The organism is Streptacidiphilus monticola, assembly GCF_042658505.1.
GTDB lineage: Bacteria > Actinomycetota > Actinomycetes > Streptomycetales > Streptomycetaceae > Streptacidiphilus > Streptacidiphilus monticola.
The window spans coordinates 62,574-79,169 of the sequence record NZ_JBHSQJ010000122.1 but is presented as its reverse complement, the minus strand read 5'-3'; the positions used below and the strand labels follow the sequence as shown (position 1 = coordinate 79,169).

Here is a 16,596-nt window from a genome sequence, read left to right as displayed (position 1 = left end):
GGGCGCCCCTGTCCCGACCCGGCGGAGCCGCCTGGACGGTCCACCCGTAGAGGCCGGCGCATCGCAGGTGCCAGGCCCGGGGACCGGCGTCAGACCTTCCGGATCCGGTCGGCGACCTCCGGCTGCGCGACGAACCCCGCCGCCTTGTACGTGGCGACGCCGCCGACGTTCGCGCTCGGCGTGCACACGCGCACGCTCGACGAGCCCATCTCCCGCAGCGCGGCGGCCCCGGCGAGGGTGATCGCCCGGCCGTAGCCGCGACCGCGGTGGTCCGCGTGGACGCCCATCGGCTCGACCAGGCCCGGCCTCCCCGGGCCGGCCGACCAGACGGTGACCACGGCCACGCAGGCACCCTGCTCGTCGCAGACACCCAGACACCGGGCATCGGCGGAGAAAGGTCCCGCGGACAACTCGTGCAGGTAAGCCGCCGTGGGCCTGGTGGAGTTGAAAGCGGACCGCAGCACGTCGGCGAAGTCCTGTGCCTGCTCCAGGCCCATCTCCCGGATCCTCACGCCTGCGTCCTCCACCGGGTCGGTGAGGTCGCGGAAGAGCGGCGTCCACGGCTCGTCGACGTCCCAGCCCTCCTCGGTCAACAGGTCGTGCAGCAGCAGGCCCTGGGGCGCCTCGACGGACACGGCTCCTTCGGGGAGCACGCCGCGCTCGGGCCGCGAGAGGTCCTCGACGAGCCGCCGCGCCAGGTCCGCGTCCCGGGAGACGTCGGGGGCGGCCGCCAGCCGCACCAGCGTCGGCGAGTCGAGCATCCCGACCGCGACGATCCGTCCGTCCCGGCTCCAGGCCCGGGTCACCTCGGCCGTCGCGGCGGTTCCGAACCGGTAGTTCCAGCCGATGTCCCCGGAATGCAGCTGCATCGGCGCTTCGTCGTGCTGCCACTCCCGCAGCGCGGCCATGACCCCGGGCATGACGTCGGGCGTCGGCGTACTCAGCAGAATCGTCACAGCCCGGAATCAGACACCCCGCCTCCGTGGCCGGCAACCGATTTACCGTCCCTCTCGGCCCGCCTATCCGGACGCTCTCCAGGGCCGCCTCGCTCTGGCCGGCACGAGGGTGGGGGAGGCACCCGCAACTGCGCGACGTCCTTGGGCAGTTCGCCGCAGCGGGGCAGTTCCTGGCCGGGCCCGCGGCTGCGGGTGGGCGAGTTGCCCGGGGGCTGGGCGCGCGAGCCCCGGGGCGCCGTGACCTGGTGCCGGGCCGGCCGAGGTGCTCAGTCCGCGCGGCCCGGAACGCTGTTGGTCTTCTTGGTGGCCAGGAACTGCTGCCAGGTACGGGTGCCGACGGCCCGCTCCGGCGCGGTCAGGTGCCCGGCACGCAGTGCCGCGCCGAGGCGGCCGGGGACCCGTACCGGCAGGACGGGTCGGTGCCGGCCGGCGGCCTGCAGCCACTGCTGGGCGAGGGCGGTGAGGGGCAGGATGTCGGGGCCGGCGACATCCGGGGCGTGTCCGACAGGGTCGCCCAGGGCGAGTTCGACGAGCCGGTCGGCCACCTCGCCCGGATCGACCGGCTGGCACGGGGTCTTGGAGAGCATCGGCAGGACCGGAAATTTGGCCAGCGCGCTGAACACAGCGTCCAGCAGGGAGGGGAACTGCGTCGCGCGCAGGTTGCTCCAGCCCGTTCCGGAGGCGGCCAGCAGCCGTTCGCCCTCCAGCTTGATCCGGTAGTAGGGCAGGGGGATGCGGTCGATCCCGACGATCGAGATGTTGACGACGTGTCCGACTCCGGCCCGCTCGGCAGCTTCCAGCAAGTGGCGGAAGGCGGGGAGGTCGTTCTTGTAGTGGCGTGCGTCGCCGGCACAGTGGATGACCGTGCCCACACCGGCGAACGCCGCGTCGAGACCCGTACCGGCGGCCAGGTCGCCGGTGAACCAGGTCACGGCGGGGTCGTCCGGCAGTGCGGTCCGGCGGGTGAGTGCCCGGGCCGGGCGGCCGGTGGCGCGTACCCGCTCCAGCACGTGGCGGCCCAGGACGCCCGTTGCTCCGGTGACCAGGATCGCTTCCGTCGCCATCTGGAGGTCTTCCCTTCTCGCGGCTTCGCTGTCACGAAGAAGGACAGTCGCGGCAGTTCTGTTGTGACATACCCCGCGTCCGGGCGTCGACCGGGTCGTTGGGGAGTACGCCGTGCCGCGCCTGGTGCCGTTGGGCCCGCGGCTCGCGCTGCGGCTACCGCGAAGCCGTCAGGTCCGGGCCTTCGCACCGAGGGTGGTGATCAGCTCGCGGATCCTCGTTTCGATGGCGTCGCGGATCGGCCGGACGGCGTCGAGGCCGTGGCCGGCGGGGTCCTCCAACTGCCAGTCGAGGTACTTCTTGCCGGGGAGGATCGGGCAGGCGTCGCCGCAGCCCATGGTGATGACGACGTCGGATGCCTGGACGGCCTCGGTAGTCAGCACCTTCGGGATCTCGGCGGAGATGTCGACGCCGATCTCCTTCATCGCCTCCACGACGGCCGGGTTGACGGTGTCGGCGGGAGCGGAGCCGGCCGAGCGGACCTCGACCTGGTCGCCGGCGAGGTGGGTCAGGAACGCGGCGGCCATCTGGGACCGGCCCGCGTTGTGCACGCAGACGAACAACACGGACGGGCGGTCGGCACTCACAGCAGGCAGGTCCTTCACAGGGGTGGTCACAAGGCGACGGTCAGCTCGCGCTGAGCGTCGGTGTCGTCGGGAACCGAGTCGGTGGCCGGCTTGTCCGCGGGGCGGGCGAACACAACCGCGACCAGGCCCAGGCCCGCGGCAGCCCCGGCGAGTTGAGCGATGAGGAAGCCGGGGACGGAGGCGGGGGCGATCCCGGCGAAGCTGTCGGTGAACGCGCGGCCGATGGTCACCGCCGGGTTGGCGAAGCTGGTGGAGGAGGTGAACCAGTAGGCGGCGCCGATCCAGGCGGCGACCGCGACCGGGGCGAAGCGGTCGCGCCGGATCCGGGCCAGGCCGAAGACCAGCGCGACCAGGCCGGCGGTCGCCACCAGTTCGCCCAGCCACAGATGCGGGGCCGAGCGGTCATGGCCGGAGAAGCGCACCAGCGGCTGGGCGAACATGCCGTCCGCGACAACCGAACCAGTGATCGCGCCGACGGTCTGGGCGAGGGCGTACACGCCGGTCTCACGCAGGCTCAGGCCGTCGCCGTGGCGGCGGCCGGTCCACCAACTGGCCAGGGTGACGGCCGGGTTGAAGTGGGCGCCGGAGACCGGGCCGAGCAGCGCGATCAGCACGCCGAGGCCGAACACCGTCGCGAGCGAGTTGGCCAGCAGCTGCACGCCGACGTCGCGGGAAAGCGAGGTGGCCTGGATGCCGGAGCCGACCACGATCGCGACCAGCGCGGCCGTCCCGACGAACTCGGCCGTCGCGCGCCTGCCGAGGGGGAGGGTTGCGGTCATGCCGTCACCTGGGCCGGGATGTCGAGGAGGCTGGACAGTTTGCCGAGCGCGGCGGGCAGCACCCAGTAGTACACCCACGTCCCGCGGCGCTCGGAGCCGACGAGTCCGGCCTCGCGCAGCACCTTCAGGTGGTGGGAGATCGTCGGCTGGGACACGTCGAACGGCCCGGTCAGATCGCACACGCAGGCCTCGCCGCCCTCGTGCGAGGCGATCAGCGACAGCAGCCGCAGCCGCACCGGGTCCGCGAGGGCCTTGAACATCCGGGCCAGATCCTGCGCGGCCGGCTCGTCCAGCGGCTCGCGGACCATCGGCGAGCAGCACACCGCGTCGGCTTGGATCACCGGAAGCTCTGACTTCGACATGGATCGATATTGACAGACGTCGAATCCGGGGGCAAGCTCCCTTACATCGACAGATGTCGATACAGTCGCCCTGCGATTCCGGAGGCACCGCCATGTCCCGCGTCCAGCTCGCCCTCAACGTCGCCGACCTGGAAGGCTCGATCGCCTTCTACTCCAAGCTGTTCGGCACCGAGCCGACCAAGCGCCGCCCCGGCTACGCGAACTTCGCCATCACCGAGCCGCCGCTCAAGCTCGTCCTCATCGAGGGCCAGCCCGGCCAGGACACCCGACTTGACCACCTCGGCGTCGAAGTCGCCACCACCGACGACGTCACCGCGGCCACCGCCCGGCTCAAGGACGCGGGCCTGGCCGCGTTCGAAGAGAACGACACCGCCTGCTGCTACGCCCTGCAGGACAAGGTATGGGTCCACGGCCCCGGCAAGGAGCCCTGGGAGGTCTACGTCGTCAAGGCCGACGCCGACACCCTGACCAAGGCCCAGCCCGCCGGCTCCTGCTGCGGCACCGCCGCCTGCTGCACCAGCGACGAGCAGGCCCTCGACGCCACCCGCACTCCCGCCGAGGCCAAGACCGCCGCCGGATGCGCCTGCGGCAGCTGACGGCAGGGAAGGCAGCAGTGGATCACCAGGGCACGACGCCCTCGTCCTCGAAGAACCCACCGCTCGGGCCCCCGTCGGGCAGTGTGGCGAGCCGGATCGCCGTGGCCGCGCCCTGCTCGGGGGTGCGAGGGCCTTGGAACCCGGTGAAGTCGGTGGCGACCAGGCCCGGGCAGGTGGCGTTGATCAGGATGTTGGTACCGGCGAACTGTCGCGCGTACTGCAATGTGAGGGCGTTGAGAAAGGTCTTCGACGGCGCGTAGGCCGCCATGATCGGGCCGACGTCGACGTCCGGATCCGCCTGCCGCGTCAAGGAGCCGACGCTACTGGAGACATTGACGATGCGCGGCGAGGCCGAGCGCCGCAGCAGTGGCAGCATCGCGTTGGTCACCCGGACGACACCCATCACGTTGGTCTCCACGACCGTGCGGAGCACCTCCAGGTCGAGCACGGTCGGGTCCTGCACCCACCCCGGGCCCATCTCTCCCGAGATGCCGGCGTTGTTGACCAGGGCGTCAAGGCGTCCGGCCAGCCGTTCGACCAGTTCCGCGGCCCCGGTGACGCTCCGGTCGTCGGTCACGTCCAGCGGTACCGCGAAGGCGTCCACTCCCGCGGCGCGTAGCTTTGCGACGGCGGTTTCGCGTCGGGCCGCGTCACGAGCTCCCACGCCCACGCGGTACCCGAGGCTCCCCAACCCGGCCGCGATCTCGTACCCGATTCCCTTGTTCGCGCCCGTCACCAGCGCGATCCTCGTTTCGCTCATGCTGAGGATGGTGGCCCGCGGCCCAGCGACGCGGCCAACACCGATACGGTGCCCTGTCATACCTCCCGGGTATCACCGCGTATGCTGCGCTGATGGAAACCCTCGAAACCCGCCTGGAAACACGCGAGTTGAGGTACTTCGTGGCCGTTGCCGAAGAGCTGCACTTCGGGCGCGCCGCCCAGCGCCTCGACATGGCCCAGCCGCCGCTGTCGCGAGCGATCCAGCAGCTCGAACGACGCCTCGGGGTCCGCCTGCTGGAGCGCAATCGCCATGGAGTCCGCCTGACCAATGCCGGCGAAGTGCTCTTGCAGGAGGGCCGGGCAGCCCTCGACGCGACCGCTGCCGCGGCCCGCCGCACCCGCCGCGCAGGCGGTGCCGACAGCCCGGCCGGTGCCCGCGACCGGCTGATCCTCGCGGTGAAGGCCGCCGCGTCCCATGACCTGCTGCGCAAGCTCCTCGACGCCTACGCGGCCGAACCAGGCGCCGCAGAGGTCGAGGTGCTGCTGTGCGGCATGTGCGAGCAGGAGGAGCTGCTCCGCGACGGGCGCGCCGATGTCGCGCTGATGCACACGCCGTGGAACTCCCTCGCCGGATTCGACAGCGAGGCACTGATGACCGAGGGGCAGGTCGCCCTCCTGCCCGCCGGGCACCCGCTGGCCGCCCGCGAGACGCTGTCCCTGGCCGACATCACGGACATCCCCGATCTGCCGCTCGCCCGCTGGCCCAGCCACGGAACCTACGCCCCCGGCCCTGGCCCCGAGATCCACAACCAGACGCAACTGGCCCAACTGATCGCCCTCGGACGCACCGTGGCGGTCGTCCCCGACTCCGCCCGCTCCTGGCTGTGGGCCGAGCACGCAGCCATCCCGTTGACCGACGCGCCGCTCGTCGTGACCCACATCGCCTGGCCCGCGCACAGCCGCTCCCTCGCGCTGGCCAGCCTGGTCCGCACGGCCGCGCGGCTCTGACGGGCCAGGCAGCGGCCACCGTCCGTGCGCGGCCGAGCAGTTGGCCGCACCTCCACGGCACGCCTTCACGGAACCCGTGCCCCCGCCACCAGTTGCACGGGCCACAGCCCTGCTCCGGAGTCCCCGGAGCCGGAGGGAGGTCGCGCCAGGAGTGAACAAGCAGCGTTCTGCCGCGGACAGGTCTTGGACATGGTCCCGGATCCCGAGGAAGGTGGGACCCGTCGGGGGAGGGCCCCGGACAGTCGTGGATGACGGAGAAGGACAGATGACTGACAAGGGCAAGGTCTGGCTGGTCACCGGCGCGAGCAGCGGATTCGGGCGGGCCATCGCCCAGGCCGCGGTCACCGCCGGAGACACGGTGATCGGCACGGCACGACGCGTCGAGGGGTTGGCTGACCTGGTCGCCGAGTACCCCGACCGGATGGAGGCAGTCGGCCTGGATGTCACCGATGGCGAGCGGATCGACGCGGTGGCTTCCGATGTCCTGGCCCGCTACGGCCGGGTGGATGTGCTGGTGAACAACGCCGGCCGCACGCAGGTCGGGGCGTTCGAGGAAACCACCGACCAGGAGTTGCGCGACTTGTTCGAGCTGCATGTGTTCGGCCCGGCGCGGCTGACGCGGGCGCTGTTGCCGCAGATGCGGGAGCGGGGCAGCGGAGCGATCGTGAACATCAGCAGTTTCGGTGGGCAGTTGTCGTTCGCCGGGTTCTCCGCGTACAGCGCGACCAAGGCGGCGCTGGAGCAGCTGTCGGAGGGGCTGGCGGACGAGGTGGGGCCGTTCGGCATCAGGGTGCTGATCGTGGAGCCCGGCGCGTTCCGCACCAACTTGTTCGGCAAGGGCGCAGCCTACTTCTCCAAGGAGCACCCCGCGTACGAGGAGAAAGTCGGCGCCACCCGGAAGCTGGTGCAGGAGGGCGACGGAACCCAGCCCGGGGACCCGGCAAAGGCGGCAGCGGCGATCCGGCTGGCCCTGGAAGCCGAGAACACCCCGCTGCGACTCGCTCTGGGAGGCGATGCGGTGGACTTCCTCGTCCGGCACCTGGACGCGGTGCGGGCCGAACTCGCCGCATGGGAGAAAGTCTCCCGGGGGACGGACTTCGACACGCAGTGAAGCCGGCGCCGCGAGGTGGAACCAACGGGGCCGCCGCAGGGGAAGCGGCGGCCCCGAAGGGGCGGCTTCGGGCAGGAGCGCGCGTGATGGCCCTCGTGATGACTCGAGACGTAAGGGTTGCTGGCGGAGCCTCAGGACGCTGCCTGGGCTGGCGATTTGGACGAGTGAGGCACCGGGAGGCCTTCGGTGCGCGGCACGGCGAGCCGGTGGGCTGCACACGGTACGCCCACCCGCCACCGATAGGCCGTCCACCGCCACCGTGATCGCCCGGATCCTCCCCGAGCACCGCCGCCGGGCTTGGGCGAGCAGCTCTACCGACGTGCACTGGAGCATGCGCACGGGCAGGGTGCCACCACCATCGAGACCGTGGTCCTGGCTTCCAACGAGGACGGCCTGGGCTTCGCCGAGGCCCACGGCTTCGTCGAGTTCGACCGCTACGTCCTCCCGGGCGACACCGTCGCCTATATCGACCTGCGCCTGGCCTGACCAGACCGGCTACCGCTCCCGAGTGACCGCAGTCGAGCAGGCATCCGGCGAAGTCGCTGCGACATGCTGGTGCGTGACCCGGAAGGCGCCGGGGTGACGACCGGACGGGCACCGATGGCGCGGTGGGAAGCAGCCGACCTCACTCTGGTCTGTGTCGAGTGGCGTCAGGGCTGAATGTTCTCCAGGTCTTCCATCAGGCTGGGGTGCGTGGGCTGCCATCCGAGGGCCTTGCGGGTGTGGGCGCTGGATGCCGGCTGGTCCATGGCGAAGATGGGGCCGAAGGGGCCGAAGTTCTCTTGCGGGACTTCCTCGACCGGCAGGTTGAGTCGTCGGCCGATGACGGTCGCGATGTCCCGCACGGCGTCGCCTTCGTCGGCGACGGCGTGCCAGGCCGTTCCTGCCGGCGCCGATTCGAGAACCAGGCGGAACAGGACGGCTGCGTCCAGCGCGTGCACGGCCGGCCAACGCTGGGCGCCGTCGCCCGGGTAACCGGCCACTCCGGTGCGGCGCGCTGCATCGACCAGCAGGCCGGCGAATCCTCCCCGGCCCTCGTTGTGGACCGTGCGCGGCATGCGCACCGCCGTGCTGCGCACGCCGCGGGAGGCGAGATCCAGCAGTGCCGTGACCGAGCGGCTTCGACCGCCGACGGGTCCGTCGGTCGGCAGCGGATCGGCCTCGGTGGCAGGGCGCCCCGGCACCCAGGGCGTGCCCGAGACAGTGACGATCGGGCGGTCGCTTCCGAGGAGTTCCTGTCCCAGTGCGGCGAGAGCGGCGCCCTCTTCGGCGATGGCGTGGGCGAGCGCATCCGGGCTGTTGTAGTCGCGTCCGAAGGCCAGGCTGATGACCCCGTCGGCCTGGGCGGCGCCGGACCGCAGGACGTCGAGGTCCGACAGGTCTCCGCGCAGCGCCTTGGCGCCGGCGCTCTCCAGCGCCTGTGCGGAGTGGTCCGAGCGGGCCAGTGCGAGGACGGTGTGGCCGTTGCCGAGGAGTTCGGCGACGACGGCGGAGCCGATGGTGCCGGTGCCGCCGGTGATGAAGACGTGCATGAGGTCTCCCTGAAAGGTGATGGGACTCTTGTCCCATCACTGACTCTACATGCCGACGGGACCAAAGTCCCATCACCTATCCTGTTCCCATGGCTAGATGGCAACCGGGGGCGGCCCAGCGACTCGTCGTTGCGGCCGTCGACCTGTTCACCGAGCAGGGTTACGACGCCACCACGGTGGCGCAGATCGCCGAGCGCGCCGGCGTCACCAAGAGCACCTTCTTCCGGCACTTCTCCGACAAGCGCGAGCTGCTGGTCGCCGGCCAGGAGACGCTCAGCAGGCTGCTCGCCGACGGCATCACCGAAGCCCCCGCCGGCGCCAGCCCCTTGCAGGCGGTCGCCGCCGGTCTCGAGCGCGCGTCGGGCGCCATGGGGCCGGTGAACCGCGAACTCGGCCCGCGCCTCCAGGCAGCCATCGCGGCCAGCACCGAACTGCAAGAACGCGACGCCTTGAAGAGCGTCGGCCTCGCCGCCGCCATGACCGACGCCCTCATCGCCCGCGGTGTCCCCGCCGCGACCGCGCAACTCGCCGGCGAACTGGGGGTCCTGGCCTTCAAACGGGGCTACGCGCACTGGTCCGCAAGCGATCGCGACAACGAGGAGCCGCTCGCGCCGTACGCCCTGGCGGCCCTGGAAGAGCTGCGGGTGGCGACCGCGTCGCTGGGCTGACCCGTGCCCCCGATCCAGCAAGTGAAAGCTCAGGAGATCAGGCGAAGCCAGGCAGAACATGGCCAGACCGCAGTCCGGAAAGGCGCCGCCCATCCGCGCAGGCAGGATGGGCAACGAATGAGGGGTGTTGCGTCCTGGCCACCGCCGTCGTCGGTGGCACGCGCCTACCCAACCGGGAGACACGGCCCTACCAAGGCGTCTGCAGCGTCGATGCCTTGAGCTGACCTACGGGGAACGCGGCTCTCAGGGGGCGGCGGACCGGCCGGGTGGCCTTCAGCTTGGTTGGCCGGTGGTTGTTGCCGGTTTGGGTGGCTTGTGGATCACGGTTGGGTCTCCATGAGCCGCTGGACCTGTGCTGTCCCTTGGCGGAGGGCTACGGTCCGGCCATGTCTGCTTCGGAGATCAAGAGGGCGTTGTCGGTGTTCGGCCGGCTGTTCGCCCTCGACGTCATGGTGTTCGTCATGTGGCGGTTCGTGGGGCAGCGGTCGTGGTCGTCGACCCTGACGGTGACCGGCTTCTTCTTCGTCCTCGCGGTGGCGATGGCGGCGTACACGGTGTGGTGGGAGCGGAACCCCGCGTTTCGGCAGCGTGCTGAGGCGAGGTACGCGGCGAAGCAGGCGCGTCGCCGACCGGGCGGCGGAGACGAGTGACTGGTACGGAGATCAAGACCGCTCTCCTGCGGTCACATCGCGGCGTGGCGACGGATCTGGTGGTCGGGCTGGTGTGGTGGCTGATGTTCCGCTGGTCGCTGGGGACAGCAGCCACGGCGGCTGTGGCACTGGTTGCCGGCTCGGTCAGCTATCAGCTCTGGATGGTGCGCCACCCGGAGGTGTTGGAGCGGGCGCGGGCACGCCGGGCGCAGCGGCTCGCCCGGCGACGCGGTCGCCACGGTTGAACCGACTGGCTGAGCCACAGCGGCTCCCAGAGCAAGCGGCGTGAACGTGCGCCACCCCACTGTGGGACGCACCCGAGGCTCTGAGCCTGTACGGTCGTCCGGTCCCGCGGTCCGGACTGCGGTCACCGCCCGGCCGTCGCCCTCCTGGACGCTCCCGAACTCCTGGGGAACCGGACAGCCCTCGCCCCGTTGATGCGCGTGGTGCCGGCCGCCAGCGGCAGCCGGTCCCACCGGGCGATCGCAGCTCGCGGCCTCGACGCCAGGGAGCTGCTGGTATTACTGGGACATGCAGGAAGAGACCGCACGCTTCGCGATCGACATGTTCATCTCCGCGTTCAACGCCTCGGACGACAGCCATGTGCCTGCGCTGCTCTCCCAGGCCCTGACCTCGGACGTGGTCTTCTGGGGGCCGTTGGGTCGCAGCGAAGGAATCGGAGCGGTCGAGCAGTTCGTGCTGGACATCCGGCGCCACCCGGCGGGAACCGGCACGATGGTGCGCTGCTCGTCTGTGGACATGCCTGACGAATGGGCGCGGTACCAGTGGGTCTTCACCACGCCTGAGGGAGGCCCCCGCCTGGCGGGAACGGACGTCGTCCACCTGCGACGGAGCCTCATCGACCAGGTCATCGTCTTCGCGGGGGAGATCGAGCCGGTCACCGCCTGAGTCATCCGTCGACCACCGGTCGACGGCAAACTCCGGCGGGATGATCGAGCCCAGGATCCCAAACGTCGGCCGTTACGGCGGTGCCTGGCCCTCCCGGGCCGCACCATCGTCGCCGACGGACGCCGGGCGCGTCGTCAAAAGCCTGCCCCGGTCCCCAGGACGCTTCGACCGAGCCGTGCGTTCTTCGGCGTCGAACCGTCGCACTACTCGGCCCCCGCCCCTGACGAAGCCCAATCCTGCACTCCCAGAACCGACAACAACTCCAGCTTCTCCGCCGCATCGGTACCGGCCACAGGACTGAACCACAACAATCGCTGACTCCCGTCCTCGGCAAGCAAGTTCAAACAGTTGACTTCGACGACGCCGAGCACCGGATGCACGATGCGCTTGGCATCCATCCGGCGCACCGCCACATCGTGCCGGCCCCACAACTCGGCGAACTCGGCACTGCGCCGCAGCAACTCAGCCACCATCGCGGCCGACTCCAGGTCCTTGGGACCCCGGCGCGCCACGGCGGCACGCAGGTCCGCGACGAAATTCTCGGAGTGCCGGGAATGATCCTCCGCCGGATACAGCGCCCGGGACTCCGGATCAGTGAACCACCGGTACACGAAACCGGCCTGCGGCCCCGTTCCGGGCGGTACCGCCCCAAGAAGCGCCTGCGCCAGCGAGTTCTGAACCAGGACCACATGCAGGTCCGTGATGACCCGCGCCGGTGTCCCGACAAGTCGGTCCAGGAGATCCAGCATCCCAGGGTGCACGTGCGCGACTGCGCTGCCCGCCGCCGGAACCGGGCGCCCGGCCAGGTGGTACAGGTGGTCACGCTCGTCGCGCGTCAACCGCAACGCCCGCGCAATCGCGGCAAGCATCTGCTCCGAAGGCTGTGCCCGCCCGCGCTCCAGCTCGATGTAGTAGTCCACCGACGCACCGGCCAGCTGCGCCACCTCATCACGGCGCAGCCCGGGAACCCGGCGTCGGGGACCGGTCGGCAGTCCCACATCCGACGGCCGGATCCGGTCCCGGCGCGATTTGAGGAAACCACCCAGCTCCACAAGATCCACGCCTCAGTGTCCACCACGGCGGCGCCCTGAGCCAGGGGGTCCCGACCCCTGGGTAAACGGCCACTGGTTCCGCAGGCGCACCGACCTCAGGGTTGAAGACGTCCAGCGAACGAGCAAAGCAACGGAGTGCACCATGACTACGCAAACCGGACCCGGCGCCGAGCAGGAGCCCGCAGTCGGTGAGGCGTCGCGGCAGACGGCCGGGACGCGACGGGTCGCGGTCGTCACCGGCGGCAGCCGCGGCATCGGCCGCGCGGTGGCCGACCGGCTGGCCGCCGACGGGTACGCCGTCGCGATCGGCTACGCAGGCCGTGCCGACCTGGCCGAGCGTGCCGTCGAGGAGATCACCGAGGCCGGGGGCCAAGCCCTGGCCTTCCAGGCCGACGTCGCCGACGAGACTGCGATGGCCCAGCTCTTCGACCAGGCCGAGACCCGCTTCGGCGGGGTCGACGCCGTGGTCAACGCAGCCGGCCGGATGGCGCTGTCCACCGTGGCGGACCTGGACCTGGCCGTGCTGGACGCGGTGCATCGCACCAACATCCGCGGCACGTTCGTCGTCGCGCAGCAAGCGGCACGGCGGCTGCGCCCCGGCGGATCGCTGATCACCTTCTCCACGTCGGTGGTCGGCACGCAGTTCCCCACCTACGGCGCCTACGCGGCGAGCAAAGGCGCTGTGGAGGCACTGACGCTGATCCTGGCGCGGGAGCTTCGCGGCCGGAACATCACCGTCAACACCATCGCACCCGGCCCGACCGCCACGGACATGTTCCTGGAGGGCAAGAGCGAGGAACTCGTCAACCAGTTGGCCGCGCAGTCACCTCTGGAGCGCCTGGGCACGCCGGAGGACATCGCCGAGGTGGTGGCGTTCTTGGCCGGGCCGGCAGGTCACTGGGTCAACGGGCAGGTCGTGCGCGCGAACGGCGGCATGATCTGAGGGCGGAACGGCCTGCCAACCGGATTGGCGCCCCCGGCCGTCGGACGCTGGGAAGCGCCGGGCGTCACGTCCGCCGCCCATGACCGCATCCGCGGAGAGCCCCTGCTGCTGCATCGGAGCGGCAGACCTGCTGGCCCAATCCCACCAGCCACTGACACAACCACGACAGAGAGAAGCGGAACCGCACGATGCCATTCGCGAACTTCAAGGTCCCTGCCGGCACTCTCGACGCCGAGCAGAAGGAGAAGATCATCCACCGCACGACCGAGTTGTATGTCGAGATCTACGGAGAACGGGCGCGGGGCGGCACGATGGTGCTGGTCGAAGAGGTCGCCGACGGCGGCTGGGGCATCGCCGACCAGGTGCTGACACTTGCCGTGCTGCAGGGCGGTGCGGAGGGGGGCGGCAGGCCGGACGTCCCGACCGAGGGTGAGGAATAGCGGCGGGGATCGGAGCAACGCGGCGGGCGGCGAACCCTTCTCGCCGCCCGCGTCGGCGTGCCGTCGACGGTCGGGTCGAACCGGCACTGGCCCGGCTGGCCGCGAGGCCCGCCGGCTTACGCCGAGCCAGTCGATCTCCTTGCGGGCCTGCCGGATCGCCTCGTCCGCCGCTTTGAGACTGCGGCGGCCCTTCGGCGTCATCGTCCAGAAATCGTGCAGCAGGTTCCAGGTCGTGCGTGCGGCGTGGCCCTGGTCGTCCATGAGCCGGACCTGCGCAGGAGTCGGCGACAGCCGGGCGCGGTGCCTGAACTGCCGCTGCTCTTACGCGAGTTCCCCACTCTTGATCACGACTCTGCCTGAGGTTGATGTCACCTCGATGGAACCCGAATCCCGACGTCGTACCCGCACGGGCCGACACGTCGTCGACAACCTCCACGTCCACTTGGTTGCGTCACCACGTACCGGCGCAAAGCCATGACCGAGCGCCATGGCCTGCGCGATTCGCGTCAGACGCCCTCGCTGGTCTGCGCAGGCGCCAGGAGCGGTGCGTCGTCGGGCAGGTGGCCCTCGGCGCGGAGTCTGCGCCACAGCCGCGCCGGGATGTCCACCGCGGCCATCGCCGCCGCGTCGCGGACCTCCACCGCGCTGCGCGCGCCGACCAGCACGCCGGCGACGGCCGGGTGGCCGAGAGGGAACTGCAGCGCTGCCGCCCGCAGCGGTACGCCGTCGTCCTCGCACAGCTCCTTGAGTCGCAGGGCGCGTTCCAGGAGCTCGGGGGAGACGGGGGCGTACTCGAAGGTCGCGCCGGGCCTGGGGTCGGCCAGCAGACCGGAGTTGAAGACACCTCCGACCACCACGGAGACCCCGCGCCGGGCGGCCGCCGGAAGGAGCGAGTCGAGGCCGGTCTGGTCCAGCAGGGAGTAGCGTCCGGCCAGCAGGACCACGTCCACGTCCGTTTCCCGCACGAAGCGGTCCAGCATCCGCGTCTGGTTCATGCCCGCGCCGATCGCGCCGACCATCCCCTCCGAACGAAGGCGTTCCAGCTCGGGATAGGCGGTACCGAAGGCCTCCTTCTCGTGGTGGTCGGGATCGTGCAGGTAGACGACGTCGATCCGGTCGAGGCCCAGCCGGTCGAGGCTCTCCTCGATACTGCGGCGCACGCCGTCGGCGCTGAAGTCCCAGACCCGCTCGTGCGTCGCCGGGACATCGAAGCCGTCTGCGAGGTCGCTGCCGACCGGGCCGTCCTTGGGCAGCAGCAGGCGGCCGACCTTGGTGGACACGGCGTACTCCGCGCGTGGGCGGGAGCGCAGGGCGCTTCCCAGACGCCGTTCGGACAGGCCCAGGCCGTAGTGCGGCGCGGTGTCGAAGTAGCGGATGCCGCAGTCCCAGGCGGCGTCGACCGCGGCGAGGGCCTCCTCGTCAGTCACCGGGGTGAAGAGGTTGCCGATCGCGGCGGCGCCGAAGGCCAGCTCGCTGATCCGGACGTCCGTGCGCCCGAGCCTGGTGGTCCGCATGGGTGGGGCTGCCTTTCGTGAGGGGGCGGCGATGGTTCAGCGGTCTGCCGGGCGCAGGCGTAGTCCGGCCATGCCGCCGTCGACGGAGAGCGAGATGCCGGTGGTCGATCCGGCGAGCGGGCTCGCCAGGTAGGCGATGGCGGCGGCGACCTCCTCCGGCCTGACCAGGCGCCCGTGCGGCTGACGGGCGTTGAGCGCGGCGCGCTCGGCGGCCGGGTCCTCGCTGGCGGCGAGGAGGCGGCCGACCCAGGGGGTGTCGACCGTGCCCGGGGTGACGCAGTTGAACCGGATGCCCTCGCGGACGTGGTCGGCGGCCATGGCCAGGGTCAGTGAGAGCACGGCGCCCTTGGCTGCTGAGTAGGCCGCCCGTTGGGGGATGCCGGCGATCGCGGCGATCGAGCAGACGTTCACCACCGAGGCCTGGCCGGAGGCGCGCAGATGGGGGAGGGCGGCGCGGGTGCAGCGCACGACGCCGAGGACGTTGACGTCCAGCATCCGGTGCCACTGGGCGTCGTCCTGGTCCTCGACCGTTCCGACGGCGCCGATGGCCGCGCAGTTGACCAGGATGTCCAGCCCGCCCATCGAAGAGACGGCAGCGCCGAGGCCGGCCCGGACGCTGTCGTCGTCGCCCACGTCCGCGACGAAGCCGCGCAGCGGTGGTTCGACGGCGTTGCCGTGGAGGTCCAGCACGCTGACGTCGGCGCCTCGTGCACGCAGCAGTTGGGCGGTGGCCAGTCCGATCCCGGAGGCGCCACCGGTGACGACGGCGCGCAGGCCCTGGAGCTCGCTCATGTGTCCTCTCTCCCTTGGGTGTTCAGGCCTGTCGGAAGGTCTGGCGCTGGTGACCGAGCCGCTCGATCTCCAGCGTGACGGTCTGACCGGGACGCAGATAGGGCCGGTCGGGCAGGCCGAGGGCCACGCCGGCGGGGGTGCCGGTGTTGATGACGTCGCCGGGCTCCAGGACCAGGTACTGGCTCAGATAGCGGACGATCTCGGCGACGTCGAAGATCATGTTCTTGGTGTGTCCGTCCTGCCGCGGCACCCCGTCGACGGACAGGCGCAGGCCGAGGGCCTGCGGGTCGCCGATCTCGTCCGCGGTGACCAGCCAGGGGCCCAGCGGGTTGAAGGTCTCGCAGGACTTGCCCAGGTCCCACTGGCTGGAGAACTCGAGTTGGAACTCGCGCTCGGAGACGTCGTTGCTGATCGCGTAGCCGGCCACGCAGGCCAGTGCGTCCTGCCGGGAGTCCAGGTACCGGGCTCGTCGGCCGATCACGACCGCGAGCTCCACCTCCCAGTCGGTCTTCCGGGAGCCGCGCGGGATGAGCACGTCGTCAAAGGGGCCGACCACGGTTGCGGGGTCCTTCATGAACACCACCGGCCGCTGGGGGATCGTCGCCCCGGTCTCCTCCGCGTGGTCGCGGTAGTTCAGACCGATGCAGATCACCTTGCCCGGCCGGGCCACGGGAGCGCCGATCCGCCAGCCGTCGGCGGGGGCGGCCAGTTCAGGGAGGGAGCCCGCGGGGAGCGCCTCCCGTACGCGGCGGGGTCCGTCCGAGGCGAGGAAGGCGCCGTCGATGTCGTCGGTGATGCCGTCGAGGCCGAGGTACCGGTCGCGTCCGTCCGGGGCGGCGTCCAGTACGGCGGGCCGTTCAGCCCCGGGGGGCCCGAGTCGCAGGAGTTTCATCGAGCATCCTCTTCGCGGGAGAT

At 71.1% G+C, this 16,596-nt stretch carries 21 protein-coding genes; 10 read left to right on the top strand and 11 right to left on the bottom strand.

Going from position 1 to position 16,596, the window contains the following annotated elements:
- Positions 1–89 precede the first annotated feature (89 nt).
- From ACFP3V_RS25400 to ACFP3V_RS25380, 5 genes are all read right to left on the bottom strand, one after another.
- On the bottom strand, positions 90–920 hold the full coding sequence (locus ACFP3V_RS25400) for a GNAT family N-acetyltransferase (RefSeq protein ID WP_380588066.1): 831 nt from the start codon (positions 918–920) through the stop codon (positions 90–92).
- Between the two features lie 302 nt (positions 921–1,222).
- Complete coding sequence (locus ACFP3V_RS25395) at positions 1,223–2,020, bottom strand: SDR family oxidoreductase (protein WP_380587892.1); 798 nt, start codon at positions 2,018–2,020, stop codon at positions 1,223–1,225.
- A gap of 168 nt (positions 2,021–2,188) precedes the next feature.
- Positions 2,189–2,635, bottom strand: a complete 447-nt coding sequence (locus tag ACFP3V_RS25390; RefSeq protein ID WP_380587889.1) for an arsenate reductase ArsC — start codon at positions 2,633–2,635, stop codon at positions 2,189–2,191.
- Complete coding sequence (locus ACFP3V_RS25385) at positions 2,632–3,384, bottom strand: aquaporin (protein ID WP_380587886.1); 753 nt, start codon at positions 3,382–3,384, stop codon at positions 2,632–2,634. The genes ACFP3V_RS25390 and ACFP3V_RS25385 overlap by 4 nt, the downstream gene beginning before the upstream one ends.
- Positions 3,381–3,746, bottom strand: coding sequence for a metalloregulator ArsR/SmtB family transcription factor (locus ACFP3V_RS25380; protein WP_380587884.1), 366 nt, complete (start codon positions 3,744–3,746; stop codon positions 3,381–3,383). The genes ACFP3V_RS25385 and ACFP3V_RS25380 overlap by 4 nt, the downstream gene beginning before the upstream one ends.
- A 92-nt stretch (positions 3,747–3,838) precedes the next feature.
- Here ACFP3V_RS25380 and ACFP3V_RS25375 point away from each other — a divergent pair, with 92 nt between their 5' ends.
- Positions 3,839–4,342, top strand: a complete 504-nt coding sequence (locus ACFP3V_RS25375; RefSeq protein WP_380587881.1) for an ArsI/CadI family heavy metal resistance metalloenzyme — start codon at positions 3,839–3,841, stop codon at positions 4,340–4,342.
- A 22-nt stretch (positions 4,343–4,364) separates the two neighbouring features.
- Here the strand turns inward: ACFP3V_RS25375 and ACFP3V_RS25370 are convergent, their stop codons facing one another.
- Positions 4,365–5,102 carry an SDR family oxidoreductase gene (locus ACFP3V_RS25370; RefSeq protein WP_380587878.1) on the bottom strand — a complete coding sequence of 246 codons (738 nt, stop codon included), beginning with the start codon at positions 5,100–5,102 and terminating at the stop codon, positions 4,365–4,367.
- A 92-nt stretch (positions 5,103–5,194) separates the two neighbouring features.
- Between ACFP3V_RS25370 and ACFP3V_RS25365 the strand changes: the two genes are divergently transcribed.
- The 3 genes from ACFP3V_RS25365 to ACFP3V_RS25355 all read left to right on the top strand — a co-directional run bounded on the left by ACFP3V_RS25365 (position 5,195) and on the right by ACFP3V_RS25355 (position 7,667).
- Entirely contained in the window at positions 5,195–6,070 is an 876-nt protein-coding gene (locus ACFP3V_RS25365) for a LysR family transcriptional regulator (protein ID WP_380587875.1), read from the top strand.
- A 265-nt stretch (positions 6,071–6,335) separates the two neighbouring features.
- On the top strand, positions 6,336–7,181 hold the full coding sequence (locus ACFP3V_RS25360; RefSeq protein WP_380587872.1) for an oxidoreductase: 846 nt from the start codon (positions 6,336–6,338) through the stop codon (positions 7,179–7,181).
- 297 nt (positions 7,182–7,478) lie between these two features.
- Positions 7,479–7,667: a GNAT family N-acetyltransferase gene (locus tag ACFP3V_RS25355; RefSeq protein ID WP_380587869.1), complete on the top strand. Its 189-nt coding sequence runs from the start codon at positions 7,479–7,481 to the stop codon at positions 7,665–7,667.
- A 164-nt stretch (positions 7,668–7,831) separates the two neighbouring features.
- On the opposite strand, the gene ACFP3V_RS25350 is transcribed toward ACFP3V_RS25355, so the two are convergent.
- The gene (locus tag ACFP3V_RS25350) at positions 7,832–8,713 is read right to left on the bottom strand and encodes an SDR family oxidoreductase (RefSeq protein WP_380587867.1); all 882 of its coding nucleotides are present in this window, start codon (positions 8,711–8,713) and stop codon (positions 7,832–7,834) included.
- A gap of 89 nt (positions 8,714–8,802) precedes the next feature.
- Between ACFP3V_RS25350 and ACFP3V_RS25345 the strand changes: the two genes are divergently transcribed.
- The 4 genes from ACFP3V_RS25345 (at position 8,803) to ACFP3V_RS25330 (ending at position 10,940) form a co-directional block, all read left to right on the top strand.
- Positions 8,803–9,381 (top strand): TetR/AcrR family transcriptional regulator, encoded by a 579-nt coding sequence (locus ACFP3V_RS25345; RefSeq protein ID WP_380587864.1) that lies wholly within the window; start codon positions 8,803–8,805, stop codon positions 9,379–9,381.
- Between the two features lie 386 nt (positions 9,382–9,767).
- Positions 9,768–10,031, top strand: coding sequence for a hypothetical protein (locus ACFP3V_RS25340; protein WP_380587861.1), 264 nt, complete (start codon positions 9,768–9,770; stop codon positions 10,029–10,031).
- A 44-nt stretch (positions 10,032–10,075) separates the two neighbouring features.
- A complete protein-coding gene (locus tag ACFP3V_RS25335; protein WP_380587859.1) occupies positions 10,076–10,276 on the top strand; it encodes a hypothetical protein in 201 nt (66 codons plus the stop codon).
- Between the two features lie 286 nt (positions 10,277–10,562).
- Positions 10,563–10,940 (top strand): nuclear transport factor 2 family protein, encoded by a 378-nt coding sequence (locus ACFP3V_RS25330; RefSeq protein WP_380587856.1) that lies wholly within the window; start codon positions 10,563–10,565, stop codon positions 10,938–10,940.
- Positions 10,941–11,143: 203 nt separating this feature from the next.
- Here ACFP3V_RS25330 and ACFP3V_RS25325 read toward each other — a convergent pair whose 3' ends face one another.
- Complete coding sequence (locus ACFP3V_RS25325; protein WP_380587853.1) at positions 11,144–12,001, bottom strand: helix-turn-helix domain-containing protein; 858 nt, start codon at positions 11,999–12,001, stop codon at positions 11,144–11,146.
- Positions 12,002–12,134: 133 nt separating this feature from the next.
- Here ACFP3V_RS25325 and ACFP3V_RS25320 point away from each other — a divergent pair, with 133 nt between their 5' ends.
- The gene (locus ACFP3V_RS25320; protein WP_380587850.1) at positions 12,135–12,935 is read left to right on the top strand and encodes an SDR family oxidoreductase; all 801 of its coding nucleotides are present in this window, start codon (positions 12,135–12,137) and stop codon (positions 12,933–12,935) included.
- Between the two features lie 188 nt (positions 12,936–13,123).
- Positions 13,124–13,375 carry a tautomerase family protein gene (locus ACFP3V_RS25315; protein ID WP_380587847.1) on the top strand — a complete coding sequence of 84 codons (252 nt, stop codon included), beginning with the start codon at positions 13,124–13,126 and terminating at the stop codon, positions 13,373–13,375.
- A gap of 506 nt (positions 13,376–13,881) precedes the next feature.
- On the opposite strand, the gene ACFP3V_RS25310 is transcribed toward ACFP3V_RS25315, so the two are convergent.
- Genes ACFP3V_RS25310 through ACFP3V_RS25300 form a run of 3 tightly spaced genes read right to left on the bottom strand, consistent with a single transcriptional unit; the run spans position 13,882 to position 16,573 of the window.
- Complete coding sequence (locus ACFP3V_RS25310) at positions 13,882–14,889, bottom strand: aldo/keto reductase (protein WP_380587845.1); 1,008 nt, start codon at positions 14,887–14,889, stop codon at positions 13,882–13,884.
- A 36-nt stretch (positions 14,890–14,925) separates the two neighbouring features.
- Positions 14,926–15,681, bottom strand: a complete 756-nt coding sequence (locus ACFP3V_RS25305; protein ID WP_380587842.1) for an SDR family NAD(P)-dependent oxidoreductase — start codon at positions 15,679–15,681, stop codon at positions 14,926–14,928.
- Positions 15,682–15,703: 22 nt separating this feature from the next.
- Positions 15,704–16,573 carry a fumarylacetoacetate hydrolase family protein gene (locus ACFP3V_RS25300; protein ID WP_380587839.1) on the bottom strand — a complete coding sequence of 290 codons (870 nt, stop codon included), beginning with the start codon at positions 16,571–16,573 and terminating at the stop codon, positions 15,704–15,706.
- Positions 16,574–16,596 lie beyond the last annotated feature (23 nt).